The following is a 25,296-nucleotide window of genomic DNA, read 5'->3' on the forward strand; positions in this document are numbered from 1 at the left end:
CTTCTTTTAGAAGTCGGGGATCTGCGCGTATTCATCAAATATAAATCATCCATTTACCAATTTTTCAATCTCAATAAGTTTGGCGTAGCACTTCTTCTATTGAACCTAGCTTGTGAAACTTCTCTATTAATTCATGGGATTTACTTTTTCGCTGTTCTAGCATTATTTTTAATGGTGTAAGCAAGTTAACATCTGGGTCATCATTCAAAGCAACCTCAGATGCTTGTAGAATTTCCATAGCATTAGCAAACATCTCTTCATTATCAAAACCTTCCCTAGCAGAAAGCTGGTGCAAAGCTGTATCAGGTACAGTTAATCTCCCCTGTAAAGTTTCATCTAATATCAAACCTTTTAATAATGCCAATAACGCTGCATAAATATTAAAATCATCACAACTGTCAAAAGCTTTAAATTCTATGCGTCCAATTTCGGCAGGAATGCGTGCGACTTTGGTTAATGACGGGATGCTAGGAATTAATTGTTCTGCTTTTTCCACGAAAACCAGTGTTGCTGAACGTTTACCTGTTCTAATAAAAGTTCTGACTGATAATCCTTCCCACAAACTACCATTGTAAAAAGGTGAACTATAAGTAAAAGGGACGATATAAGGACTGTAATAAGTTAACTTTCGACCAATATCAATTAACTTTTCTGTAGACATATCTGCTACAGAAATATTTAAATCTGGCCCGTAACTGACCATGTAAATATTAGCAGTTTGCTCATCAGGATAAGCTTGTAGTTGTTTGATTTCAAAATCATTTAATGGTGGTTGGGGTTCAAAAACTGTTTTGTAAGGGTTAAAACTAGCTAAAACTGGTGTGTAACCAAAGCTAACCGCTAATTCTTGTAGTAAACGAAAACTTTCTGATAATTCATTCACCGCACCTTGAATATCAGTATGTATGGTGGTTCTAATTTCAATACCTTTGGCTAAACAATCTATTGGTTGATCAGAATCAGCAAATCTTTCAAATCCTTCAATGTACCATCGTTTCTTTTTAATTCCGGCATCACCTACACGTAGTTGAGGATAATCATTAGGGTATATGGGTAATCTGTCGACAATTTGAGCAAAATCGGTAAATTTGGTGTGGGTAAAATCGGCAAATTTACCTTCTTGGTTTAAGAACGCGACTTCATGCTCAATCCCAAAATAAAACATAGCTGATACCTGAAATTGCTAATTATGTGTTGGGCTATATATAGCAGTCATGTTTGATATGTCAACAACAGAGATAAGGGAGATAAGGAGGAGAGGGTAGACAAGGTAGAGAGATGTTGATAAATCATTTAGGATTGTTCTGGGAATATTGTTGAACAACCCTTACTGATGGTGTAGAAGGTGGATGTCTGTTGACCTATTGATGATGATTCTTGATGAATTTCTACATATTTGATATTTATTGTCAATAATAGATGTTTAATACTTGACTATTTGAGTGTGCTGTGAGCAGCATTTAAAGGTCATAAGTTCACAATTGCTGAGTACCTCCGCTATCTAAATTAATTATCTTAGTACAAGTTTAAGTATAAAAATTCTCAAGATTATTTTAAGAGTAGTTTAACTTGCAATGTGATCAGGAAGCGATCGCACCTTACTTGTAGTTAACAAAACAGCAAATCTTAAAAAGCCTGGGAGTTAACTGTGCAATCAGTTGCCTTCAAGTTAGCCTAGTAATCATCGAGAGAAGCTTGAGGAGTAAATGTATGACTAGTGTTGTACAATCCCCATACAGTAGCGAACAAATAGCCGCTTGGTTGCGTGGACTGCTAACCATTGCTTGGGCAGATGGCAACTTTGATGACCATGAACAGCAATTTATTGCTAGTCTGACCAAAGAAGAATTAGCACCGAGCCTAAAATGGGAGTCTTTAGAGGTAATTACACCAGAAGACTTAGCCACAGCCTTGGGTAAAGGTACACCAGCAGCCGAAAATTTTTTACGTACAGCTGTGATGGTAGCGATCGCTGATGGTACATATTCTTCGAGCGAAGATCAAGTACTACACCAATTTTGCCAAGTTTTAGAACTCCCAGAAGATATTATCCAAGCCCTACGACATACCCTAGAAATTCAAGACCCGCTAGTTTCATCCAAAACGCCACCCCACTTACCACTTAACTCACTACGCGACTGGTTAGATGGGCTAGATGTACAAGACCCCAGAGTTGCTCGGTTTTTATGTAAAATGATTCCCTCTCAATGTCCGTTTGAACGAGATGTCACCTTATTTGGACGTAAAATTGTCCACATCCCGCCCTTGTGTAAGATTAATCCACTTTATGAACAATTAGTTGGGTTACGTTTCCGCGCCCTCTCCTATTTAGCAGATGACTGCGGTGAGGATGTTACGCCATATATTTGAGTGCTGAGTGCTGAGTTAAAAGTAGAGAATAAAGATAAAGCATTGATTAAAAAACTTATAATTTAGAACTCACAACTCAGCACTGTAGAAATATGCAATTCATTGATCAAGTAGAAATTGAAGTTGAAGCGGGTAAAGGTGGCGATGGTATTGTCGCCTTTCGTAGAGAGAAATATGTGCCGGCTGGCGGCCCCTCTGGCGGAAATGGCGGACGCGGCGGTTCTGTGATATTTCAGGCTGTAGAAAACCTCCAAACCCTTCTGGACTTTAGATACAACCATCTATTTAAGGCGGAAAATGGTGGTCGAGGCGGCCCTAATAACCGTACTGGCGCATCCGGGAAAGATTTAATCATCGAAGTTCCCTGCGGTACAGTGATTTATGATGCCGAAACTGATGAAATTATCGGCGATTTAATTGCACCAGAACAAACTTTAGTTATTGCTGAAGGCGGTAAAGGTGGACTAGGAAATCAATATTTTTTAAGTAACCGCAACCGCGCCCCAGAATACGCACTCCCTGGTTTAGAAGGGGAAAAAAAGTCTCTCCGTTTGGAGTTGAAACTATTAGCAGAAGTCGGAATTATTGGTTTACCAAATGCTGGTAAATCGACTTTGATTTCCTCATTATCAGCAGCTAGACCAAAAATTGCTGATTATCCCTTTACCACCCTCATACCAAATTTGGGTGTCGTGCGAAAACCCACGGGTGATGGTACAGTTTTTGCCGACATTCCCGGACTCATTGAAGGTGCAGCCCAAGGTGCCGGTTTGGGACATGATTTTTTACGTCACATTGAACGCACACGAGTACTATTACATTTAATTGACGCAACCAGCGATGATGTCATCAGAGACTACAATACTATTCAACAAGAATTGCAAGCTTATGGACGCGGTTTAACAGAGCGTCCGCAAATTTTAGCACTGAATAAAATTGAGGTAGTTGATAGAGAAGAAGTTGATTTAGATGCGTTGGCTACTCAATTAAATCACCTTGCTTATGCTCCAGTTTTCTTGATTTCTGCGGTCACTCGTACTGGGTTAGAACCAATGTTACAAGAAGTTTGGAATGTTATTGACCAAATTAATACCATTGAAGCAGAGCAAGTATTGAGTTGAGTTAACTTAAAATAAAACAACAGATATACCCAGATAAATTATTTGTGTTTATCTGCGGTTAATTACTGATTATTTTGGTAGTTATGCAGTTACCAGAACAACGCTACTATTCGCCGGAAGAATATTTAGAATTTGAGGTTAATTCAGAGGAAAAGCACGAATATATTGACGGGCAAGTTATTCTTCAGGTAAGTGAAATACCAAACCATAATACAGTTGTTGGTAACTTTGGTGCTAATTTACTAATGGCTTTGAAACGCCAGTCTTATCAAGTGTTTATGCTCAGGCAACGTCTTTGGATTCCTCAAAAAAGAATGTATGTGTATCCTGATGTAATGGCGATCGCAGATCAACTAGAGTATGCAGAAGGCAGACGGGATACTTTAATTAACCCAGTGTTTATTGCTGAGGTGTTATCAAAATCTACTAAAAGTTATGACCGCGATGAAAAGTTTGCTGCTTATCGGACAATTCCTAATTTTCAAGAATATATTCTGATTGACCAATATAAAATCCACGTTGAGCAGTATTACAAAACAGATAATAATAAGTGGATATTTTCTGAATATGAAGATGCAAATCTGTTGTTGAATTTATCTTCTATTCCTTGTCAGGTTTTGCTGGGGGATATTTACGATCAGGTTGATTTTAGTGTAGAGGCGTAAAAACCTCACGCCAAGGCTCAGAGAAGAGAAAGAGCGTTAGAGTTGTAATTGAGCATATAGCAGTTCTTATACCATTTCACTTAAAAAATGATACAGATAGGCAAGCAGAGGAGGCAGAGGGAGCAGAGGGGCAGAGGAAGCTATTTGTATCAATAATTTCGTGAATTGGTATTACTTGCTTGTAATACAGTTGGAACCCTACCCCGCATTTGCTGACGCAAACGCTCCCCTCCCCGCTTGCGGGGAGGGGTTGGGGGTGGGGTTGAAATGTACCTCATCCAACCGAGAACCGCTATAAATGCGTAGACGCAATTAGTAGCTTGTCCTAGACATCGGTTTCTACTCAACTATGACTGATACCAAAATTAAGAAAAAAGGCAAATCTCTACCGCCAAAGCTCATTATTGGTTTAGGTAAGTTTGTCTGGACGACTCTTTGGCAGATTATGATGTCTCGACTCGCCCCCCGCAATCAATCAGGGGAATATATTCGTCCCGACAGTCAGTTTAGAAGTGTTGTGAGTCAAGCTGAGGGTAACATTTACCAACCAGCAGCAGGACGTTATAAACTTTACGTTGGCTTGGGTTGTCCTTGGGCGCATCGCACACTAGTTGTCAGGGCGCTCAAAGGATTGGAAGATGTGATCTCAGTTACTACTGTTGAACCTTCGGCGGAGTCTGGGGGTTGGGTATTTACCAGCGAAGATGAAGGTTGCCAAACTCTAGCCCAATTGTATCAGCTTGCCCAACCTGGTTACACTGGGCGCTGTACAGTTCCAGTTTTATGGGATAAACAAACCAAAACCATTGTCAATAACGAAAGTGCGGAAATTATTGTCATCTTGAACTCAGAATTTAATCAGTTAGCGACAAATCCCACACTCAATCTCTACCCAGCCGAACTGCAAGAAAAAATTGACTGGTGGAATCAAAAGATTTACAAAAATGTTAATAATGGTGTTTATCGCTGTGGCTTTGCCCAAACTCAAGCTGCATACAACCAAGCTTGTGATCAATTATTCGATACTCTGGATGAAATTGATGCAGCGTTGAATAATAGCCGATATCTTTGTGGTAACAATCTCACTTTAGCGGATGTACGTTTGTTTACAACGCTATTTCGCTTTGACATTGTGTACTATGGGTTGTTTAAGTGTAACCGCCACCGCATTCAAGATTATCCCAATTTAGGAGGCTACTTACGCGACTTATATCAGTTACCAGGTGTGGCTGGAACTTGTGATTTAGAAAGTGTCAAGCAAGACTATTATGGCAATCTTTTCCCGCTTAACCCTGGTGGAATTGTGCCGACTGGCCCTGATATGGCATTTATGTTAAAACCACATGGGCGTTTTAGTAAAATAACTTAAACCTTGCTAACTGAACTTCTAAGGTTTTAATCAGGGTTTTATTGAGTTCGGTACTATTTTTGAATTGCAGAATTTGTTGTGTTGGTAAATCAAAAGGAATTTTACCTTCTAAATCTGGGCGCTGCATGTGTGCTAATAAAATTTGTTCAGAGCGTTTACTTTGAATTGCATAGCCAATTTCTACGCAAACATTAGGACTAGGAATTAATTGCTGATTTTCTTGGCTGTCAATGCTGGCGATGGCTGTAGTGTCGGCTATAAACAATAAACTCTTGCGGATTTTTCGCATCATGGCTTTATTTAAGCGCAGAATGCCATCACTCGGTCTATAAGATTCTACTAATGTTAAAGGCAGACGCGATCGCACATTCAAAATTTCCAAGCTTTTTTGCAACCCCTCGCGCAAGGCTTCACTGGCTGCACTATACTCAGTTTGATAGCAGAAAAAAATGGTTGGATCTAACTGCGATAACAATGCTTGTTTGGTGAAATAAATTTCATGACTAATCAAGTCAATATTAGCTACACAATAACCACCACTACCTTCAATATAAAATTCAATATTTTCCCCTTCCAAATAACGCTCAAACCACACAGATTTTTTCACGTCATCACTATCTTCTAAAAAGTCTGCTCGCAAAGCCGAACGCAGTAGACTTTTTTTACTGAGACGAATATCTGCTGGGCGTTTTTCCAATTGTGAAATTGGTTCATAATCTTGAAGGTACCATGCTCTGAGCGCAATAATTGACATAAGGCGCTATTTGAATTATTTAACTGTTTATTTCATGAGAATTCAGAATTTGCTAGGCGAATTGCCATTTGAGCTTACAGAAGTTATGAGTTTGAAGAAGTTGAATTACCCACACTCAATAACTTACTGCTGAATTCTGGATTCTACATTCTACTGCAATTAGCTGGCTACTAGCTTACACTGTTTTACCTAAATACAACAACACCCAAGCATCTACTAGCTAAAATTATTTCCTCCTCTTGTTTCTTCTAGGCAGGGATGTAATCTCTTTCACTACTCAAAACAAGCAATGAAAACCAGTTTACAGCGCCCCCTGATTTTCAATATTTGAGGAAATATCAGCGTTCGCGTTGGGTGTTGTTGGGTTTGTACGAGACAGACATAAATTCAACAGCGTTTTACCTCTTCTTTTATTACACTCTAGCTGTTTTATCTGCCAGGGAAGCTAAGTAACTTCATTTATTAGATTAACATCAGTAGATTAGTATGAATATTTCTGCAATTAAACTTTACTGTGAATAGGAGAATATATAGCTGAACAGTCGGAAGTCATTCATGATAAATATTAGGTTGACATGAATGAAATGACTTTTGAATTTTTGTTTTCAAAATGACACAAATAGTGAAATTGTTTTGAGAATTATTACACTTTGTTGAGGAAAATAAAACTTCTTCAGCCATTGTAAATCTATCTCTATATCGATTTTACTGCCTACTTTTATTTATTATTTAGATGACGTAACAACCTAATGGGAACTTCAATCCAAAACTCTGTTCCTTTACCGATTTCAGAAATACAGTCCATCATTCCACCATGTTTTTCGACAATAATTTGGTAACTAATAGCTAATCCTAACCCTGTACCCTTCCCTACAGCTTTGGTGGTGAAAAATGGATCAAAAATTCGCTTCCTGACATCTTCCGTCATTCCTGGCCCATTATCAGCAATGCGAATCAATATGCGTGATGTATCTGTAGCTAGTCTCGTAGAAATTGAGATTTTCGGCTTAGGAAGCTGAAATTTATCTTGCCCTAAATCTCCTTGATTTTCCAAGACATCAATAGCATTTGTGATAATGTTCATAAAGACTTGATTGATTTGTCCTGCATAACATTCTATTAAGGGTAAATCACCATAATCTTTGATGATGTCAATACCTGTGAAATTAGCTGTAGATTTCAGGCGATGTTGCAAAATTAATAAGGTATTATCTATACCTTCATGTAAATCAACTGGTTTATTTTCGGCTTCATCTAAGCGGGAAAAATTGCGTAAAGATAAAACAATCGAACGAATGCGATCGGCTCCAACTTGCATGGAAGAAATCATTTTTGGTAAATCATCTGCCAAAAATTCTAAATCAACACTCCTCGCAGTAGAAATAATCTCAGCATGAGGTTGAGGATAGTGCAGCTGATAAAGCTCGATCATTTTTAACAAGTCTTGAGTATACCGATTCGCATAGTGTAAGTTACCGTAGATAAAGTTAACTGGGTTGTTAATTTCGTGGGCTACGCCTGCTACTAGCTGACCCAAACTGGACATTTTTTCGGTTTGAATTAATTGCGTTTGTGCTGCTTGCAGTTCTATTAAAGTTTGTTCTAATTGTGTAGCTTTTGCTCTGGCTTCGGCTTCAGATAAACAACTTTGTTCATAAAGTTGAGCTTGCTGAATAGCGATCGCAGCTTGATCAGCCAACTGTTGAAGTAAATTTATTTCTGTATCTTGCCAATCTCTGGGCTTGGCACACTGATGCACAATCAGTAAACCCCAAAATTGCAAACCGATATTGATGGGAACAGTTAAGTTAGCTTGTACTTGTATATTCTGCAAAAATTCTCGGTGACAAGCATTAATAGAATCTGTATTGACATTATTAATAGTTCTAACTTTACCCTGTAAGAATACAAATGTTGATTCATCGGGTATACAGCCTGCTGGTGTGGGAATTCCCAGAGTTGATAACCAAGAACCGTTGATTTCTTCAACAATTACCTGACCCTCAGATTCACCAGTTCTTTGATAAATGATCACCCTGTCAGAATTTAGCAGTGAACGAACTTCATAGACTATAGTTTGTAAGGTAGTTTTCAAATCTAATGAACGGCGAATTTGTTCGGAAACTTGCTTAATTACCTTAGTAAACAATAAGGATTTTTCTAGTTCCGCCGTTTTCTCTTTTACCCACAGTTCTAAATTGCTATTGATTGCCTGTACTTCTTGGTACATTTGTTGTTGCTGAACAGCAATCGAAAAGCTATGAGACAAAGCCTGGGCGAGGGAAATGTCTTCATCTGTCCAAGCAATCGCTTGCCCCTTTTTTTCTTCTCGCCACACATCAAAAGAAATTTGCGGTAATTGTTGTTGGGGATTGTGTTCACGTCGTCCAGCCCACAAAATTTCGGTGTTAAATTCTGGGCGAAACACACTCAATACACCGATTAATTTTTGTCGGTAATGCAGAGGAATGACTAACATACCTCGAATTTGGGTTAACTGAAACGCAAATGCTAAAACACGCAAATGTGCTTCATGGTAAAGGTTGGTGGTCATCCAAATTTGACCTTGTTTACATTCATCCATCCATTTTTGCCAAACAGGATGTTGTTCGATGATGCTAGTTTCTGGCTCGAATGGGATGGTTGGTTGTTCGCCAAAGGTGTAAACTTCTGTTGCAGATTCAATGTAAAGGCGGCCACTCATACCATTTAAGGCGATGACAGTTTCTTCTAAAGCGGCCTGTAATTCCAGTTTTGGTAATTGATGCAGTAGAGTCGTAACACGATTAATCGTCTCTTCCCGCTTTTGTCTTGCTAAAGTTTGGGCATAAAGAGTACTTTGAGCGATCGCGATCGCCACTTGATCAACAACTTGCTGGACTAGGGTCAGTTCTGCTGGGGACATCTCTCGTGGTTGACTGTGATGTGATACCAATAGTCCCCAAAGTATCGGTTTGAAAGAATCACCTTGGACTTCGCTATGTACAATCGGCACCACTAGCGAAGACTGTACCCCCATTGCTGTTAAATATTGAATATGGCAGGGATCTACTTGTTGATAGTAGGTATTTTCGCTTTCGCTTTCTAGAAGTTCTGCTGTAGTGTTGGGCGCTGGCAAAGATAACCCTAATTTACCCTGAGATACATCCACAATGATCCGTGGCTGTCCTAATAACAGCATTTTTCTGCTTTCCAGAGGAATATCAGCAGATGGAAAGTGCAACCCAATTAAGGATGGTAGTACTTGATCATTGAGAGATTCAGCAATCACTTCTCCACTACCATCAGCATCAAACCGATATACCATCACTCGGTCTGTAGCCAAAAACTCACGGACTTCGGCAACGGTAGCTGTTAAAATATCTGTCAGTTCCAGCGATCGCCTAATCCGGTTGATGATCCGGTGTAATAGACCCTCTTGACTAAAGGGAGGCTGCGAACCGCTTGGGTTATCAGTATATTCCATTGCCTACTAAACCTATAAAAATAATTAAACTATGTTAGAAAAATGCTGCTATACCCAGAGCCGCCGTTTTTATCTTTGACTTTTAATAACAACGAGGAAATATTATTTGTCAACTAATTTTATACCTACTACAAAATGATGTATTCGGTAGGATTATGTAAATCCACCAATTCCTAAATTGTCTCTATGAATCTAGTTTTTTTTATGATTTTTTAATTTTTAACCACATTAATTCAGTAAATCTAGTGAGATAGCCTCTCAATTTTGTTTATTTAGGGAATGTCAGCATTCCCTGTGCCAGTACCAAGTTACTTTTATATGTATCTACTCTTGGCGATAATTCCTGGTAATTACGGAGTAAAGGCGTAAGTGACGAATTTCTTCGCGCACGTTCATCAGAATTTTACCTAGATGGTTATGACCAGTTTTATCTTGACCACAACCCCAAAAATAGTCAGTCGGAGAATTTTCCACAAGCGTCTCATCTCCTGTCGCTAGTAAAACTTCTCGAATATCAGTATGAGTGAGAAATTTTTTGAGTACTGCTTCACGCATCACTTGAGTTTTCACCAAATCCCAATCTAAACGTAATGTCCTTGAACTACAGCGTCCTAGGGCGGCGGCTTCTTCTGGTGTGGCAGCAGCATGAATCACAGGTATAATTGCTGCATCTTTGCTACCCACAAACTTTTGGGCTTGATAATAATGCTCAACTGTTGACCAATAAGTACCTTGGATTTGGATGGGATGGCAAGAAAAGTTAGAAAAACAACCGTAAGGCTGCCACACTTTGTAAAAGTAAATAGTCATTTGAAAATTTATGTTCATATATATTAAATCTATAGCAGTCCTCAAACTTTCTTGAAAAATCAAGATCCCCAACCACTTCAAAAAGCCGGGGATCTGAGTAGAGCGATTTTCAGGAAATTTTAAATATTGCTTATAAAAATAGGTTTTCCACCTTGATTGAGAGATGCGGTTAAAGCTGCCAAAATTTTGACTAACTCTGTACCTACCCAACCTGATGACACAAGCGGCGGTTGATTTTGGAGTGTGGATTGAATAAAGCGATCGCACACTTGTTGTAAAGGTTCACCAGGGTTTAAGTCAATCACTTCTCGGCTTTGATTTACCGGAATAAAAAGATTTCCCTGGCGTTCAAATTCACCATGTAATAAAGTCAATGGTGCATTCGGTGACATTTCATCAAAAATTAAACTCCCCAGACTACCCACCACAGCTAAACGCCTTTGTTTATCAGGGTTTAGCCAACACAAATGAATGTATGCTTGAAAGTTATTCGGGTAGGTCAGCGTTACCCAAACTAAATCTGCTAAATCAGATGGTGAGTTTTCTGCTGTTTGCAACCACACTGTCCCCGTTGCTTGCACTTTTACAGGTACTTGTCCCAGCCAGTTGTTAAAAATCGCAATATCATGAATCGCTAAGTCCCAGAGTGCATCAACATCTTGGCGGACTGGCCCCAAGTGGGTACGAGAAGCATAACCATAACGTAATTCACCTAATTGATTCGCCTCAACTACCGCTTTTCCGGCTGTAACAGCTGGGTGAAATAAATAAGTATGGTCAACCATCAAAATTAACTTTTGTAACTCTGCTAAATAGCAAAGTTCCTCACATTCCTTGGGGTCTAAAGTTAAAGGCTTTTCCGCTAAAACATGGTATCCCTGCTGGAGAGCATCTTTGATTAAATGATAGTGAGTTGTGGCTGGTGTGGCGATCGCAACTGCGGCTAAATCTGCTATTTTCTGTAAATCCGTCCACTGTGTTGTTAATAATACATTTTCATCTAAATTAAATTGCTGTTTGACTGTTGTTAATCTTTCTGCGTGGGGATCTAATACTGCTACCACACTGACTTGGGGATGTGCTAAAAAATTCCGCAGTAAATGTACTCCCCAACGCCCAACCCCAATAACTGCGATTTTAATCATTGGTGAACCGTCAAAAGTGAATAGTCAATAGTCAGCGTTAAAAGTGCGATCGTCAACAGTAAAGATGCCAAATTTCTGATTTCTACTAAATATCTTAAGTATTGGTTTATACAAAAAAATACTAGTAATTTTTGGACAGTGTAAACTTCAAGGTGATTTTTGGGAACACTTAAATTTAGCTGACTACCAGGCATATAGCAGTTCTTACTTGCTTGTAATACAGTTGGAACCCCACCCCGCATTTGCTGACGCAAGCGGGGAGGGGTTGGGGGTGGGGTTGAAATGTACCTCATCCAACCGAGAACCGCCATAACTAAATTCCTGGAACAAGCCAGTAAGTAAAAATTTATCAGTTTTGGTCAATCTCAAACCAAAGCAACATCATCAATATGAAATGGATTAAGTCATCTGTATATTTTGCCGTCTTGTCCATACTGTGCTTAGATGTTCTGCCAATTTCTAGTCTCAACGCACAGGTAAAAGCTGAATCTATCTCGAAAACACAAGGATGGCAAATTAGCCAAGCATTTAAGCCACCAAAACGCGGAGATCCACCCGCCAGTGCTGGTGGTTCAACTCGCGGTTCTAGTTGTTTGAAAAACAAGAAACAAATAGTCCCTCTCTTACCTGCAAACAAACTAGGTTTGACATTAGCTGAACGTCCTACATTGTTCTGGTTTGTACCGGAATCTTCAGTCAAAACAGCCAAGTTTGTGCTGTTAACTGATAAAGATGAGAATTCTGTTTATGAAACAACTTTGACGCTGCCGAATAAATCTGGAATTATCAGTTTTACCTTACCTAAGACTGCCCCAGAATTGGCAGTGGGCAAAACTTACCATTGGTATTTGACTGTTATGTGCAACTCTCAAGATGCCAGCACAAATCCTTGGGTAGATGGTTGGGTAGAACGCACTGAAGCAGAAGCCTCATTATCAGCAGCATTAGCCAAAGCCCAACCTCGTAAATTACCAAGCCTTTATGCTGAAGCTGGGATTTGGTATGAAGCACTAGCGACTTCAGCACAATTACGCCGCAGTGAGCCGAAAAATGTGCGAGCCAGAGTTGATTGGTGGACATTATTGAAATCAGTCAATTTAAATGCACTGGCTTCTGAGCCATTTGTTGATTGCTGTAAGAGCGACTAAATAGGTAGCAAAGAATACGGATAGGTAACTGGAGAGTGCGAATTGAATGAAATACTAACTTGCTCTACCCAGTACCTAAAATTATGATGTGGTCAAAACTTAAGCCGCAAATTTGGCAATGGCGGGGTGTTTTATTTGCTGTTCCTAGTATGACAGCCTTAGTGATTGGCTTAAGGTTGATGGGCTGGTTGCAACTATTAGAGTTAGTGACGTTGGATAATTTTTTCCAAATGCGTCCTTCAGAAGCAGTTGATAGCCGCATTGTGATTGTGGAAATTAATGAAGCAGATATCCGTCGGCAAACGCAATGGCCTATGACTGATACTGCTTTGGCTAGTGTATTAGAGAAAATCAAGCAACAAAAACCCAGGGCGATTGGTTTAGATATTTATCGTGATTTACCTGTTAATCCTGGTCATCAAGCTTTAGTTAAGGTATTTAAATCGACACCTAATATTATTGGAGTCCAAAAAGTTTCTGATACTGTTGATAGTTCGGCTGTGAATGCGTCGCCTGTATTAAAGCAACGCAATCAAGTTGGTTCTAATGATTTACCGATAGATATTGATGGCAGAATTAGACGTGGATTGCTCTACGTTAATTTAAAAAATGACGAAGTTTTAGAAAGTTTTGCTTTGAAACTGGCTTTGTTATATTTAAAGCCTGAAGGAATTACCGAGAAACCATCAGCAAATAACCCCAACTATTTACAGTTGGGTAAAGGGATTTTTCCCATTTTTGAAGCTAATGATGGCAGTTATATTCGGGCGAATGCTGGTAGTTATCAAGTGCTGCTCAACTATCGAGGACGAATCCAACAGTTTCAGAGAGTCTCTTTAACCCAAGTCCAAACCAATCAAATTCCACCAGATTTGCTGCGGGATAAGGTGGTACTGATTGGCGCAACATCTGAAAGTTTAAAAGATTTATTTTATACACCATATAGTAGTACTGTGTTTGCCATCCCAGAGCGAATGGCTGGTGTGACGATTCATGCAAATTTGATCAGTCAAATTTTGAGTGCTGCTCTTGATGGTCGCCCACAAATTCAGAGTTTACCTGAGCCTTTAGAATATTTGTGGATTTTGAGTTGGTCGATCGCAGGTGCAACTTTATGTTGGGTACAACGCCACAATAGTCATCAAAAAATCCGCTTACCTATTAATGTGGTGTTAACGACTGGGACTTTAGTCGGGACAGGTTTTGCAGCTTTTTTAGCTGGTTGGTGGATTCCGATAGTACCATCATTTTTAGCATTGGCTACCTCAGCGATCGCAGTTACTTACTACATTGCAGAAACCGCCAATGGAATGCGGAAAACCTTTGGGCGCTACCTGACTGATGAGGTAGTGGCTAATTTACTGGAAAATCCCACCGGCTTAAACATCGGTGGCGATCGCCGCAAAGTCACACTGCTCTTTTCTGACTTACGTGGCTTTTCTGCGATGTCGGAACAGTTACCACCTGAACAAGTGGTGTCAGTTCTCAATTATTACCTAGAGGCAATGACTGATGTGATTAATCAGTACAAAGGTACGATTAATGAGTTTATGGGTGACGGGATCTTTGTGATGTTCGGTGCGCCTGTGAATCGTCCTGATGATTCTCAAAGAGCGATCGCTTGTGCAATTGCTATGCAATTAGTAATGCAGCAAGTCAATGAACATAATAAAAAAATGAATCTCCCAATTCTCGAAATGGGTATTGGAATTAATACAGGTGAGGTTGTTGCTGGTAATATCGGTTCCCAAAAACGCGCTAAATATACAGTTGTTGGTAGCCATGTCAACTTGGCTTCTCGTGTCGAAACTTATACAGTTGGGGGACAAGTTTTAATTTCCGAAAATACCCTCAAAGATGCCAACATTGAATTACACATCGGCAGCCAAATGCAAATCCAGCCTAAAGGTATCAGAGAATCAGTCACTATTTATGAAGTTCACGGTGTTGGTGGGCAATATAATTTGTTTCTGCCCAACGAAGATGGGGAAATGGTGACTTTAACTCAGCCAGTTTTAGTCGAGTATATAATTTTACAAGGTAAACAAGCCGTTGGCGCAGCATTTCCAGGGGAATTGATTAGCCTTTCCCCCAAGATTGCACAGATGCGATCGCTCAATTCCTTAGAAGTCTTAAATAACCTGAAACTGAAATTACTCAATACCGAACTCACCACAGAAGAATTTATCTACGCCAAAGTCATGAAAAAATCTGACCTTGACGAACATCTGGTGACAATTCGTTTTACATCTGTACCACCAAAAGCGATCGCAGTTTTGGAATCCAGCATTAATGCTAATCATTGATTCCTACTCCCTATTCCCTACTCCCTACTCCCCAATTCATAAGAAATCGATATTATAGAAAAGTAGACAAAACTTAAAAAATATTTATCAAATGCTAATTGACTCGTCTGGCTTGTCCAAGGTCAAAGACTCGATAACCGAAAAAATCTTCTTCGGCCATGAACCCAGTGCCGAGTTAATTGCTATTCTTAGCGTTTACTTTGTCCAAGGGATTTTAGGACTGGCGCGTTTAGCTGTTAGCTTTTTCCTCAAGGATGAACTAATGCTGAGTCCGGCGCAGGTATCAGCATTATTTGGCGTTGTCGCCTTACCTTGGATGATTAAGCCGCTATTTGGCTTTATGTCTGATGGCTTGCCGATTTTTGGTTATCGTCGCCGCCCCTATTTAGTATTGTCTGGGATATTAGGTGCTATTGCCTGGTTGAGTATGGCCACAGTAGTTCATAGTAGCTGGGCAGCAACCGCCGCGATCGCCCTCAGTTCCCTAGCTGTAGCTGTCAGTGATGTCATAGTCGATTCCCTAGTTGTCGAACGAGCCAGAGTCGAATCCCAAGCCGATGCAGGCTCACTACAATCTTTATGTTGGGGCGCATCGGCTGTTGGGGGTTTAGTTACAGCATACTTTAGTGGTATCTTGCTCGAACATTTCACCACCCGCACAGTATTTTTTATTACCGCTTCTTTTCCGTTAATTGTGTCGGTGGCGGCTTGGTTTATTGCTGAATCTCCAGTTAATCAAGAAACTAACGATACTAGTAACACTCAAGACCTAAGTATCAAACATCAACTTAAACAACTACGCCAAGCAGTCAGCCAAAAAACAATTTGGCTACCAGCAGCTTTTGTCTTTATTTTGCAAGCTACCCCAACCGCCGAATCAGCTTTTTTCTACTTCAGTACCAACGAACTCCACTTTGAACCAGAATTTTTAGGCAGAGTCCGCCTAGTTACAAGTCTCGCCTCCTTATTAGGTATTTGGATTTTTCAACGTTTTCTCAAAAGCGTTTCATTCCGGCTCATATTTGGTTGGAGTACCGTAATTTCAGCAGTTTTAGGCATGACAATGCTGCTTTTGGTAACTCACACTAACCGAGCTTTAGGTATAGATGACCACTGGTTCAGTTTGGGAGATAGCCTCATCCTCACCGTAATGGGACAAATCGCCTATATGCCAGTATTGGTATTAGCCGCTAGACTTTGCCCCCCTGGAGTCGAAGCAACCTTATTTGCCTTATTAATGTCCGTCTTTAACTTAGCCGGGATGGTCTCTTATGAATTTGGAGCCATCATCATGCACTGGCTGGGTATTACCGAGAGTAACTTTGACTCACTGTGGATTTTGGTAACTATCACCAATCTCAGCACCTTGTTACCACTAGTATTTCTTAATTGGCTACCAAAAGACAACACCCAAACTGAAAACTTACCAACTAACAGCGAACCATTCATTCAAAATTTAATACTCCCAGAACAAGAATCACAAGTGATTGAATAAAATCAGAATTCGGAATTCAGAATCCAGAAGTCAGAATTGATCGGAGTTTGTTAATTAATAATATCCATGATTAGCATTTCTATCTATAGCAATCCTAAATAATTTGTGAAATCTCTTTCTTTGTGTCCTTTGCGCCCTTTGCGGTTCGTTAAAAAAAATACTTTTTCACAACTCAGATAGGATTGCCATAGCAGAATCATAATGAATTTATAATTCTGTCTTCTGACTCCTGAATTCTTACAAATAAAAATCTCTTTGCGCCTTTGCGCCTTTGCGTGAAAAAAATCAAAACTATGCAAAATTTAAAAAATCAAGAATTACAAAAATCCTACACACTTGAAGATTGGCAGAAAGGATATGAATCCCTACCCCAAGAATATGACTATTGGATTGATGAGATAGAAGGACAAATCCCTCTAGAACTCCAAGGTACACTTTTTAGAAATGGCCCTGGATTGTTGGAGATCAATGGACAACGTATTCATCACCCCATTGATGGCGATGGGATGATTAGCCGCATTACATTCAATCAAGGTCGCGCTCATTTTCGTAATCTCTTTGTGCAGACTGATGATTATTTAGCAGAACAAAAAGCCGGAAAAATTTTATATCGCGGTGCATTTGGCACTCAAAAACCCGGTGGTTGGTTAGCGAATCTTTTCGACTTAAAAATTAAGAATACTGCCAACACCAGCGTTATTTATTGGGCAGAAAAACTTTTAGCATTGTGGGAAGGTGAAGACCCTTATCGCCTCGACCCCTACACACTAGAAACCTTGGGAAGAGAAAATTTTCATGGTTTATTGTCAGAGCGTCAACCCTTTAGCGCCCATCCCCGCATTGACCCCAGTAGTTATCAAGATGGCGGCGCACCTTGTCTAGTGAATTTTTCCAGTAACCCAGGACTATCAACTAAACTGAGTGTTTTTGAACTTAATCAAGTTGGTAAAGTTCTGAAAAAGTATGATTACACTATTCCTGGCTTCTGCTTTATTCACGATTTTGTCATTACACCCAATTACTATATATTTTTTCAAAATCCTGTCACCTTTAATCCCCTATTATTTACCTTGGGTATTAGTAGTGCCGCAGAAAGTATCAAGTTTCAACCCAACAAGCCGACGCGGATTTTAGTAATTCCCCGTACTCCCCAAGAGGGACAACAAAACATCCAAGTTTTAGAAACTCAAGCAGGTTTTATTTTCCATCACGCCAATGCTTTTGAGGTGGGAAGTGAAATATTCATTGATACTATTTGCTATGAAAATTTTCCCGAACTAGAACCAGCCAGCGATTTTCGCCAAGTTGATTTTGAGCAGTTTCCCCCCGGTAATATTTGGCGGTTCCACCTGAATCTTGATAGTCAAACGGTACAAAAGAAATTAATCACAAATCATAGTTGTGAATTTCCGAGTGTAAATCCCGGTAAAGTTGGGCGTTATTATCGCTATGTGTATGTAGCTGCGGCTCATGCAGAGACGGGACATGCTCCTGGACAAGCAATTCTCAAACTCGATTTAGAAACAGGAGAAAAACAACTTTGGAGTGATGCACCTCGTGGTTTTGTGGGCGAACCAATTTTTGTACCTCGTCCTGGTGCTGAACAAGAAGATGATGGTTGGATACTCACTTTGGTTTATGATGCGGCTCATCACCGTTCAGATGTGGTAATTTTAGATGCTAGTGATTTAACCAAAGGTGCGATCGCTCGTCTACACCTCAAACATCACATCCCCTATGGCTTTCATGGTCATTTCACTTCTCAGGTACTCTGCCCAATTGATCCCTGATGTGTAAATATTGATTCTTCACTGTTGATCAAGCACATTTCACCAGAACTGTGCTTTTTTTAACAAAAAATAAAATTGTAACAAAAACTACAGAAATTTATTCATTTTTGAATATAGAGGATAAGCTAGGCATATATGTATCCAGTTCGCAAAGATACCGCGATGAGGAGAAACTTTTATGATTGCAACACCGACAATGCCTCTGGAAGCTGCTACACCAGCCCATATATGCCCATTCGATCAAGCTTGTAGCTACTTAGAAGCCGCCGGCAAAGAATTAAGGTTAGACCAAGGTGTACTGGAAATTCTTAGTCACCCGCGCAAGGTTGTCACAGTTTCCATTCCCGTGAAACTAGATAATGGCGAAATACGGGTATTAGCAGGACATCGGGTACAACACTCTGATATTTTAGGCCCCTACAAAGGCGGGATTCGTTATCATCCGGCGGTCACATTGCGGGAAGTTTCCGCACTCGCTATGTTGATGACTTGGAAATGTGCGTTGTTGGGTATTCCTTATGGTGGTGCGAAAGGAGGTATTGCCATTGATCCACAACAATATAGTGTGGGAGAACTAGAACGCATTACCCGGCGTTACACCAGCGAATTAATTAAAGATATCGGCCCTTCCGTAGATATCCCTGCGCCAGATATGGGTACTTCTGCCCGTGAAATGGCTTGGATGATGGATACTTATTCTGTGAATGTTGGTCATGCTGTCCCAGGGGTTGTGACTGGTAAACCGCTATCCGTGGGTGGTTCCCTTGGTAGAGAAAAGGCCACCGGACGCGGCACAATGATTATTGTGCGGGAAGCTTTAGCAGACCAAGGTAGAACCTTAGAAGGAGTGCGAGTTGTTATTCAAGGTTTTGGTAATGTTGGTGGTGCAGCCGCCGAACTACTTCACCAAGCAGGCGCGAAAGTTATCGCAGTTTCCACCGGGACAGGCGGGGTATATGCGGCTGATGGGTTGGATATTCCCGCTTTAAAAGCTTACGCCGCCGAAAATCGTCACCATTTGGCTGGTTTCCCCAACGCTACAGTTATCACCAACGCCGAATTACTGACTTTACCTTGCGATGTCTTGATTCCGGCTGCTTTAGAAAACCAAATTACAGCAGAGAATGTCCATCAAATACAGGCGCAAATTATCGCCGAAGCCGCTAACGGCCCTGTAACTCTAGAAGCCAACCGTGTTCTAGAAGCACGGGGTGTAACTGTGCTACCAGATATTTTGGCTAATGCTGGGGGTGTGGTGGTGAGTTATCTGGAATGGGTGCAAGGTTTGTCTTACCTATTTTGGGATGAAGAAAGAGTCAACCGCGAAATGGAACATTTGATGGTGCAAGCTTACCGTCAAGTGATGCAACAGTCCAAAGTGCGCCAAGTTCCTCTGCGGTTAGCCGCGTATACTTTGGGTGTAGGAAGAGTAGCACAGGCATTGAGCGATCGCGGTCTTTATCCTTAATCATTTAACAAAGTAGAGATGTTGCAATACAACGTCTCTACTTTCTTTTCTGTTTCTCAAGCTCTCAACTCAGATATAGGAATCCGGTTTGATTTCTGAATTTATTTGTGTAGGTAGGGAATGGGGAGTCGGGAGTAGGAAAGAAGCCTGATCTGAGTGTACTGATTTTTTTCCCAAATCAAATATGAGTCCTATAAATACCAATATGATCAAAACATCTCTGACAAGACTCTCATAAAATGGCTTTAAACTTCCAAGTACAATTTTTCCGAAATGCTTACAAATCCCTCAAAAATTCTATCTTAGAAAAATATCCACTTTTTCCGGGGATGCTGACTGCATTCTTATCAGTGGGATTATGGCAAGTCAGTGCTTGGAATAGCTTGGAATTATTAGGATTTAACTTAATATTTCGCACCCGTAACTATCTACCGCATTCTAGTTGGGATCAACGTATAGCCGTAATTGGTATTGATGATCGGACTTTACAACAATATGGGCAGTTTCCCTTATCGCGCGATCGCTATACTCAATTATTAGAAACTCTAGAGGCTACCCCTCCCGCCGCGATCGGCTTTGATATTCTGTTTACCGAACCCACAAATCATGATGCTAAACTAGCAGAGGCAATGGCAATTAACGGTACAGTTGTCTTAGCAGTCGCCCCTAGTTTACAGCAACAAACCCTGCATCCTGTGGAAGTTTTCGAGCGTGTCACGAGCATAGGACACATAGTCAATCATGCTGATTTTGACGGCATCACTCGGCATTTTTTTCTCTACATCGATCACGTTCCTTCTTTAAGCATCAAGCTACTAGAAACCTACAACAATACTCTACAGCACACCTTCACCGCAAACACAAATAAAAGCCAACAATCCTTAATTACCATTCCATCTCTGCAATCAGGAATGAGCAAAAAATCCGTCTGGCTTAACTGGGTAGAACCAACAGAAAAAATCCTCACCTATTCCTTTGCCGATGTTTTACAGAAAAAAATAGATATAGCCAAACTGCAAAACAAAATTGTCTTAGTTGGGTTAACTGCTACTGGTACAAACGATTTTCTCAAAACTCCCTTCCTACAAACAGCACCTACTTCTGGTATTTATCTACACGCCGCAGTCCTAGATAATCTACTCAACCAACGGTTTCTGCGAAGAGTCCCCTGGCAATTTGAACTGTTGCTACTACTTTTTATCAGTATTGCAGTCAGCATCTTACTAACTTCCCAAAAATTTTACCAACGAATTTTGCTACTAGGACTACTACCCCTAATTTGGTTTGGTTTATCAGTATTAGTCCTGACAATCGCTAATCTTTGGATACCCACTGCTGCACCCATTGGTACTATTCTCTTGGCAGGCTTAAGTGTGCAGTGGCAAGAACAAAAAGAAAAACAACAATTAATGAGTTTATTTGCTAGTCACGTTTCTCAAGATACCGCTAGATTAATCTGGCAAAATCGTGACGAAATTTTCCAAAAAGGACAACTAGATGCCAAAGAAATGGTAGTAACGGTGTTATTTAGCGATATCCGCAGCTTTACCACAATTTCGGAAGATATGAAACCACGAGAGTTACTCAACTGGTTAAATACTTATCTGGGAGCAATGGCTGAATGTGTTCACAAGCATCATGGAGTAATTGATAAATACATTGGTGATGCCGTTATGGCTGTTTTTGGCATTCCCTTTCCTCACACTCAAACCGAAGAAATTCAGCAAGATGCCATTAATGCTGTCTCTGCGGCTATAGCCATGCAAGCAAGATTAATACTATTAAATCAAGAACTCCAACAGCTTGGCCTGCCTGCTATTCAAATTGGCATCGGTATTCATACAGGTTTAGTAGTTGCGGGTAGTATTGGCGGATCTCAACGGTTAGACTATTCTGTACTAGGAGATGCTGTAAATATTGCGGCTCGTTTGGAACAACTCAATAAAAATACGCAAGAAGGCAACCCTTATAGCATCTTAATTAGTGAGACCACACACCATCTAGTCAAAGATAATTTTTATACACAAAAATTAAAAGAATTAACACTGCGCGGAAGGCAAACACTGACTATGATTTATTCTGTGACTAAGATGCAAAGCCCTGTTAATCATACAGATAAATAGTAAAAAGCAATACTATAGGACTCATATTTGATTTATGAAAAAAATCAGTACACCCAGATCAGCCGTCTTTCCTACTCCCTACTCCCCATTCCCTACTCCCTACCTACATAACTAGATTCAGGAATCAAACCGTATTCCTATATAAACTTGAAACTTTACATTAGTCATACATAGCCTTCGACCACCAGTTTTTAATTGGTGAAAAATTAGGAAAATCAGGAGATGAGGATACCTTAGCTATCTAAAAGTACGTGAATAGATATTTAAATGTAGGAATAGTCATAACTGTATTAGCGAACACACTGTTATGTAAGGGTTGGACACAACCATCCCCATGTATTTCTCAAAGCTTGTCAGAAGTTAGAAATTCTGTTGACAGTTTCCGACAGAGTGATGTTATCGTCATTGGACAAGTACCAAATCATCCTTACGTAGTAGTAGTTCCCGGTGAATCAGAGCGGTTATTAAACATTGTCAGACGCTATGTTACCGACGCATTTTTAGCACAGCATAGGCTTGGTGCTTATGTCTATGCCGGCGGCTTTGCAAAGAGGTATGAAGCGGAATGCTTATCTTCTGTACTAAGATCCCACGGTTTAGATGCCAGAGTCGTCTATTTCCATTGAGTAAAGGTAGAAAGTTTTATGAAAGCTTGGTGGGCAGGTTTGATGGTGGTTATAGTTGGGTTAGTTATTGCTTTTCATGCCCCAGCAGCTGAACCACTAAAAGTCAAGAGCAATCAATGGCTAGAAGTACGCCGCCCCATTGGACAAGTTATTTATTCCCGTGGACAAACATCTCAAGCAGTCCGCAATGGAATGCGATTAAAATCAGTCGGTGATACCATCACCACTAAACAAAGTTCTAGTGTAGTGCTGGGAATTGACACAGGTGCGGGTTTCGTTAAAGTTGCGGAAAACACAACTGTAACTGTACAAAAGCTGGAAACAGGTAGTAAAGGCCAACGCATTACACAATTACAAGTCTTGTCTGGCCAAGTAAACCTACAAGTTCGCCCCCTAACTCATAATACATCTCGTGTGGAAATTAAAACCCCGGCGGGAATTGCTGGAGTCCGAGGCACAGAGTTTGGTGTGAGTGTTCAAAATGACGGTAAAATGGGTGTTGGAACTAAAAAAGGAGCAGTAGCCACCTCTGCTCAAGGACAAGCAGTACTGGTAAAAGCTGGATTTCAAAATCTGACTATCCCTGGACAACCACCCTCACCAGCAGTCCCGTTGCGAGAAGATACTCGTTTGAATGTGAGTCAACTTCGAGCTAGAGATAGACAAGTCCAGATTATTGGTACTATTGATCCGGTAAATATACTGTCAATTAATCAACAGCCTCAAAATGTTGATTTAAATGGCAGATTTGATATTACTTTGCCTTTACCTTCTAACCGCAAAGTAGAAGCTTCAGTGTTAACACCATTAGGGACAAAACAACTATACCAACTGGTAGTTCCTTAAACTGATTTTTGAAATATATGTAGTGGAGGCAATACGGTTCGGATAAGAAACTTACTTGTGTAGGCAAGCAAGGGTGCAGGGATGCAGGGGTGAAAGGGGGAACGAAGGTACGCTCTCCCCTGCACCTGAAGCTCCTCCGCCCCCCTGCTCACCTCAACAGATACATTTGTTAACCGAACCGTATTGGTAGTGGAGGGGTATAGAGGTTAGAGGCTAGGATGCTCAAGACTAGATGAATGTACCTCATTGGGATGAAAAACGCTGTAAGCCTCAAATGTTGTATTAAACAATCAATTTCATCCGCGTCCATCTGCGGTTAATTTTTTCAATCTAATGCACTACTTTAGCCTTGCCGCGCCAATAGTTTAAAATAACAATGATTTTTCAGTTCTAGTCAGCCAAAATTAATATATGCTGAATCCTTGTATGTTAACTGTATTGATCAAGAAGATTCTAGGCTAAAAACTGAGAAAAATCTGTGCTGGATATCAAGCAAATACGGGAAAATCCCCAATTAGTTCAAGAGCGGTTGAACGGTCGTAGCGGTAATTATGACATTCAACCGATATTAGAGTTAGACAAGCAACAACGAGAACTGGAGATGAGCCGCAGTCAACTCCAAGCTCGGAGTAACGAAATTGGTAAACTTGTCGGTCAGAAGATCAAATCTGGTGTTAATCCTCAAGACCCAGAAATTCAAGCTTTGCGTGATGAAGGTAACTCCATTAAAGCTCAGTTGAGTGAACTGGAACCAAAAGAAAAAGAACTGAAAGCTGAAATTCACAGGCTGGTACTCGCTCTACCCAATTTACCGAGTGACTCTACACCTGTTGGCAAAGATGAGGAAAATAACGTTGAAGTTCGCCGTTGGGGTGATGAGTATATTCCACAAAACCCCAACATTCTGCCGCACTGGGAAATTGGCGAAAAACTAGGTATTCTCAATTTTGAACGTGCTGTTAAAGTTGCCCAAAGTCGCTTTACTAGCTTAATTGGGGCTGGTGCAGCACTAGAAAGAGCATTAATTCAATTTATGCTCGATCGCCAAATTCAGGCAGGATATATAGAAGTTAGTCCGCCATTGTTAGTTAACACTGACTCACTGACAGCAACCGGCCAACTTCCGAAATTCGCTGAAGAAAGCTTTAAATGTGCTGATGATGATTTGTGGCTAATTCCCACAGCAGAAGTACCCGTGACAAACCTCTATCGTGGGGAAATTCTCGCTGCTGAAGACTTACCTATTTACCACTGTGCTTATACTCCCTGTTTTCGTCGGGAAGCTGGTAGTTATGGCCGTGATATGCGGGGGTTAATTCGCCTGCATCAATTTAACAAAGTGGAACTGGTAAAATTTGTCCAGCCTGAGACATCCTTTGACGAACTAGAAAAATTGGTGGGTAATGCCGAAGCAATTTTACAGGCATTAAAGCTACCTTATCGGGTAGTAAATTTATGTACTGGAGATTTAGGATTTTCCTCCACCAAAACCTACGATTTAGAAGTTTGGCTACCTTCGGCTGGCAAATACCGCGAAATTTCTAGCTGTTCTAACTTTGTAGACTTTCAAGCACGACGAGCTGATATTCGTTTTAAGGAAGCAGGTAAAAAAGGTACACAGTTTGTCCATACCCTCAACGGTTCCGGTTTAGCAATTGGACGTACTATGGCTGCGGTTTTGGAAAATTACCAACAACCAGACGGGACAATTTTAATACCGGAAGCACTGCAACCTTATTTGGGGCGCGAGGTGTTGTAATCAACCCAGGACTTACACACAAAGGTTGTCTGTGG

General features: G+C 40.5%; 19 protein-coding genes. 13 read left to right on the plus strand and 6 right to left on the minus strand.

Annotated features, from left to right (window positions below):
- Nucleotides 1-70: 70 nt before the first annotated feature.
- Nucleotides 71-1,165 carry a glutamate--cysteine ligase gene (locus H6G77_RS30745; protein WP_190873568.1) on the minus strand — a complete coding sequence of 365 codons (1,095 nt, stop codon included), beginning with the start codon at nt 1,163-1,165 and terminating at the stop codon, nt 71-73.
- A gap of 545 nt (nt 1,166-1,710) precedes the next feature.
- Between H6G77_RS30745 and H6G77_RS30750 the strand changes: the two genes are divergently transcribed.
- The 4 genes from H6G77_RS30750 (at nt 1,711) to H6G77_RS30765 (ending at nt 5,525) form a co-directional block, all read left to right on the plus strand.
- The gene (locus H6G77_RS30750; protein ID WP_190676219.1) at nt 1,711-2,370 is read left to right on the plus strand and encodes a Mo-dependent nitrogenase C-terminal domain-containing protein; all 660 of its coding nucleotides are present in this window, start codon (nt 1,711-1,713) and stop codon (nt 2,368-2,370) included.
- 92 nt (nt 2,371-2,462) lie between these two features.
- Nucleotides 2,463-3,491: a GTPase ObgE gene (gene obgE / locus H6G77_RS30755; RefSeq protein ID WP_190873569.1), complete on the plus strand. Its 1,029-nt coding sequence runs from the start codon at nt 2,463-2,465 to the stop codon at nt 3,489-3,491.
- A gap of 83 nt (nt 3,492-3,574) precedes the next feature.
- Complete coding sequence (locus H6G77_RS30760) at nt 3,575-4,156, plus strand: Uma2 family endonuclease (protein ID WP_190873570.1); 582 nt, start codon at nt 3,575-3,577, stop codon at nt 4,154-4,156.
- A 349-nt stretch (nt 4,157-4,505) separates the two neighbouring features.
- Nucleotides 4,506-5,525, plus strand: a complete 1,020-nt coding sequence (locus H6G77_RS30765; RefSeq protein WP_190873571.1) for a glutathione S-transferase family protein — start codon at nt 4,506-4,508, stop codon at nt 5,523-5,525.
- On the opposite strand, the gene H6G77_RS30770 is transcribed toward H6G77_RS30765, so the two are convergent.
- The 5 genes from H6G77_RS30770 to H6G77_RS30790 form a co-directional block, all read right to left on the minus strand.
- Entirely contained in the window at nt 5,509-6,279 is a 771-nt protein-coding gene (locus tag H6G77_RS30770; RefSeq protein WP_190873572.1) for a hypothetical protein, read from the minus strand. The two genes, H6G77_RS30765 and H6G77_RS30770, sit on opposite strands and share 17 nt — an antisense overlap.
- Nucleotides 6,280-6,997: 718 nt before the next feature.
- Nucleotides 6,998-9,745, minus strand: coding sequence for a GAF domain-containing protein (locus tag H6G77_RS30775; protein ID WP_190594132.1), 2,748 nt, complete (start codon nt 9,743-9,745; stop codon nt 6,998-7,000).
- Between the two features lie 324 nt (nt 9,746-10,069).
- On the minus strand, nt 10,070-10,555 hold the full coding sequence (locus H6G77_RS30780; RefSeq protein WP_190594134.1) for an NADAR family protein: 486 nt from the start codon (nt 10,553-10,555) through the stop codon (nt 10,070-10,072).
- Between the two features lie 119 nt (nt 10,556-10,674).
- Entirely contained in the window at nt 10,675-11,700 is a 1,026-nt protein-coding gene (locus H6G77_RS30785) for a Gfo/Idh/MocA family protein (RefSeq protein WP_190873573.1), read from the minus strand.
- A complete protein-coding gene (locus tag H6G77_RS30790; RefSeq protein WP_190873574.1) occupies nt 11,697-12,011 on the minus strand; it encodes a hypothetical protein in 315 nt (104 codons plus the stop codon). The genes H6G77_RS30785 and H6G77_RS30790 overlap by 4 nt, the downstream gene beginning before the upstream one ends.
- A gap of 78 nt (nt 12,012-12,089) precedes the next feature.
- Here H6G77_RS30790 and H6G77_RS30795 point away from each other — a divergent pair, with 78 nt between their 5' ends.
- The 9 genes from H6G77_RS30795 to serS all read left to right on the plus strand — a co-directional run bounded on the left by H6G77_RS30795 (nt 12,090) and on the right by serS (nt 25,261).
- A complete protein-coding gene (locus H6G77_RS30795) occupies nt 12,090-12,848 on the plus strand; it encodes a DUF928 domain-containing protein (protein ID WP_190676229.1) in 759 nt (252 codons plus the stop codon).
- Between the two features lie 83 nt (nt 12,849-12,931).
- Entirely contained in the window at nt 12,932-15,154 is a 2,223-nt protein-coding gene (locus H6G77_RS30800; RefSeq protein WP_190873575.1) for a CHASE2 domain-containing protein, read from the plus strand.
- Nucleotides 15,155-15,245: 91 nt separating this feature from the next.
- Nucleotides 15,246-16,649: a folate/biopterin family MFS transporter gene (locus H6G77_RS30805; protein ID WP_190873576.1), complete on the plus strand. Its 1,404-nt coding sequence runs from the start codon at nt 15,246-15,248 to the stop codon at nt 16,647-16,649.
- Nucleotides 16,650-16,942: 293 nt separating this feature from the next.
- Nucleotides 16,943-18,439, plus strand: a complete 1,497-nt coding sequence (locus H6G77_RS30810; protein ID WP_190873577.1) for a carotenoid oxygenase family protein — start codon at nt 16,943-16,945, stop codon at nt 18,437-18,439.
- Between the two features lie 178 nt (nt 18,440-18,617).
- Nucleotides 18,618-19,907: a Glu/Leu/Phe/Val dehydrogenase gene (locus H6G77_RS30815; RefSeq protein WP_190594144.1), complete on the plus strand. Its 1,290-nt coding sequence runs from the start codon at nt 18,618-18,620 to the stop codon at nt 19,905-19,907.
- Nucleotides 19,908-20,146: 239 nt separating this feature from the next.
- On the plus strand, nt 20,147-22,030 hold the full coding sequence (locus H6G77_RS30820; protein ID WP_190873578.1) for a CHASE2 domain-containing protein: 1,884 nt from the start codon (nt 20,147-20,149) through the stop codon (nt 22,028-22,030).
- A 251-nt stretch (nt 22,031-22,281) separates the two neighbouring features.
- Complete coding sequence (locus tag H6G77_RS30825; RefSeq protein WP_190595113.1) at nt 22,282-22,656, plus strand: hypothetical protein; 375 nt, start codon at nt 22,282-22,284, stop codon at nt 22,654-22,656.
- Between the two features lie 18 nt (nt 22,657-22,674).
- Complete coding sequence (locus H6G77_RS30830; RefSeq protein ID WP_190873579.1) at nt 22,675-23,502, plus strand: FecR domain-containing protein; 828 nt, start codon at nt 22,675-22,677, stop codon at nt 23,500-23,502.
- A 478-nt stretch (nt 23,503-23,980) separates the two neighbouring features.
- Nucleotides 23,981-25,261 carry a serine--tRNA ligase gene (serS, locus tag H6G77_RS30835; RefSeq protein ID WP_190595111.1) on the plus strand — a complete coding sequence of 427 codons (1,281 nt, stop codon included), beginning with the start codon at nt 23,981-23,983 and terminating at the stop codon, nt 25,259-25,261.
- The last annotated feature ends 35 nt before the right edge of the window (nt 25,262-25,296 follow it).

Source organism: Aulosira sp. FACHB-615 (genome assembly GCF_014698045.1).
Lineage (GTDB): Bacteria > Cyanobacteriota > Cyanobacteriia > Cyanobacteriales > Nostocaceae > Nostoc_B.

Coding starts and splice junctions, on each gene's coding strand:
- H6G77_RS30745 (WP_190873568.1), bottom strand. CDS start 1,165: ATGTTTTATTTTGGGATTGAGCATGAAGTCGCGTTCTTAAACCAAGAA.
- H6G77_RS30750 (WP_190676219.1), top strand. CDS start 1,711: ATGACTAGTGTTGTACAATCCCCATACAGTAGCGAACAAATAGCCGCT.
- obgE (WP_190873569.1), top strand. CDS start 2,463: ATGCAATTCATTGATCAAGTAGAAATTGAAGTTGAAGCGGGTAAAGGT.
- H6G77_RS30760 (WP_190873570.1), top strand. CDS start 3,575: ATGCAGTTACCAGAACAACGCTACTATTCGCCGGAAGAATATTTAGAA.
- H6G77_RS30765 (WP_190873571.1), top strand. CDS start 4,506: ATGACTGATACCAAAATTAAGAAAAAAGGCAAATCTCTACCGCCAAAG.
- H6G77_RS30770 (WP_190873572.1), bottom strand. CDS start 6,279: ATGTCAATTATTGCGCTCAGAGCATGGTACCTTCAAGATTATGAACCA.
- H6G77_RS30775 (WP_190594132.1), bottom strand. CDS start 9,745: ATGGAATATACTGATAACCCAAGCGGTTCGCAGCCTCCCTTTAGTCAA.
- H6G77_RS30780 (WP_190594134.1), bottom strand. CDS start 10,555: ATGACTATTTACTTTTACAAAGTGTGGCAGCCTTACGGTTGTTTTTCT.
- H6G77_RS30785 (WP_190873573.1), bottom strand. CDS start 11,700: ATGATTAAAATCGCAGTTATTGGGGTTGGGCGTTGGGGAGTACATTTA.
- H6G77_RS30790 (WP_190873574.1), bottom strand. CDS start 12,011: ATGGCGGTTCTCGGTTGGATGAGGTACATTTCAACCCCACCCCCAACC.
- H6G77_RS30795 (WP_190676229.1), top strand. CDS start 12,090: ATGAAATGGATTAAGTCATCTGTATATTTTGCCGTCTTGTCCATACTG.
- H6G77_RS30800 (WP_190873575.1), top strand. CDS start 12,932: ATGATGTGGTCAAAACTTAAGCCGCAAATTTGGCAATGGCGGGGTGTT.
- H6G77_RS30805 (WP_190873576.1), top strand. CDS start 15,246: ATGCTAATTGACTCGTCTGGCTTGTCCAAGGTCAAAGACTCGATAACC.
- H6G77_RS30810 (WP_190873577.1), top strand. CDS start 16,943: ATGCAAAATTTAAAAAATCAAGAATTACAAAAATCCTACACACTTGAA.
- H6G77_RS30815 (WP_190594144.1), top strand. CDS start 18,618: ATGATTGCAACACCGACAATGCCTCTGGAAGCTGCTACACCAGCCCAT.
- H6G77_RS30820 (WP_190873578.1), top strand. CDS start 20,147: ATGGCTTTAAACTTCCAAGTACAATTTTTCCGAAATGCTTACAAATCC.
- H6G77_RS30830 (WP_190873579.1), top strand. CDS start 22,675: ATGAAAGCTTGGTGGGCAGGTTTGATGGTGGTTATAGTTGGGTTAGTT.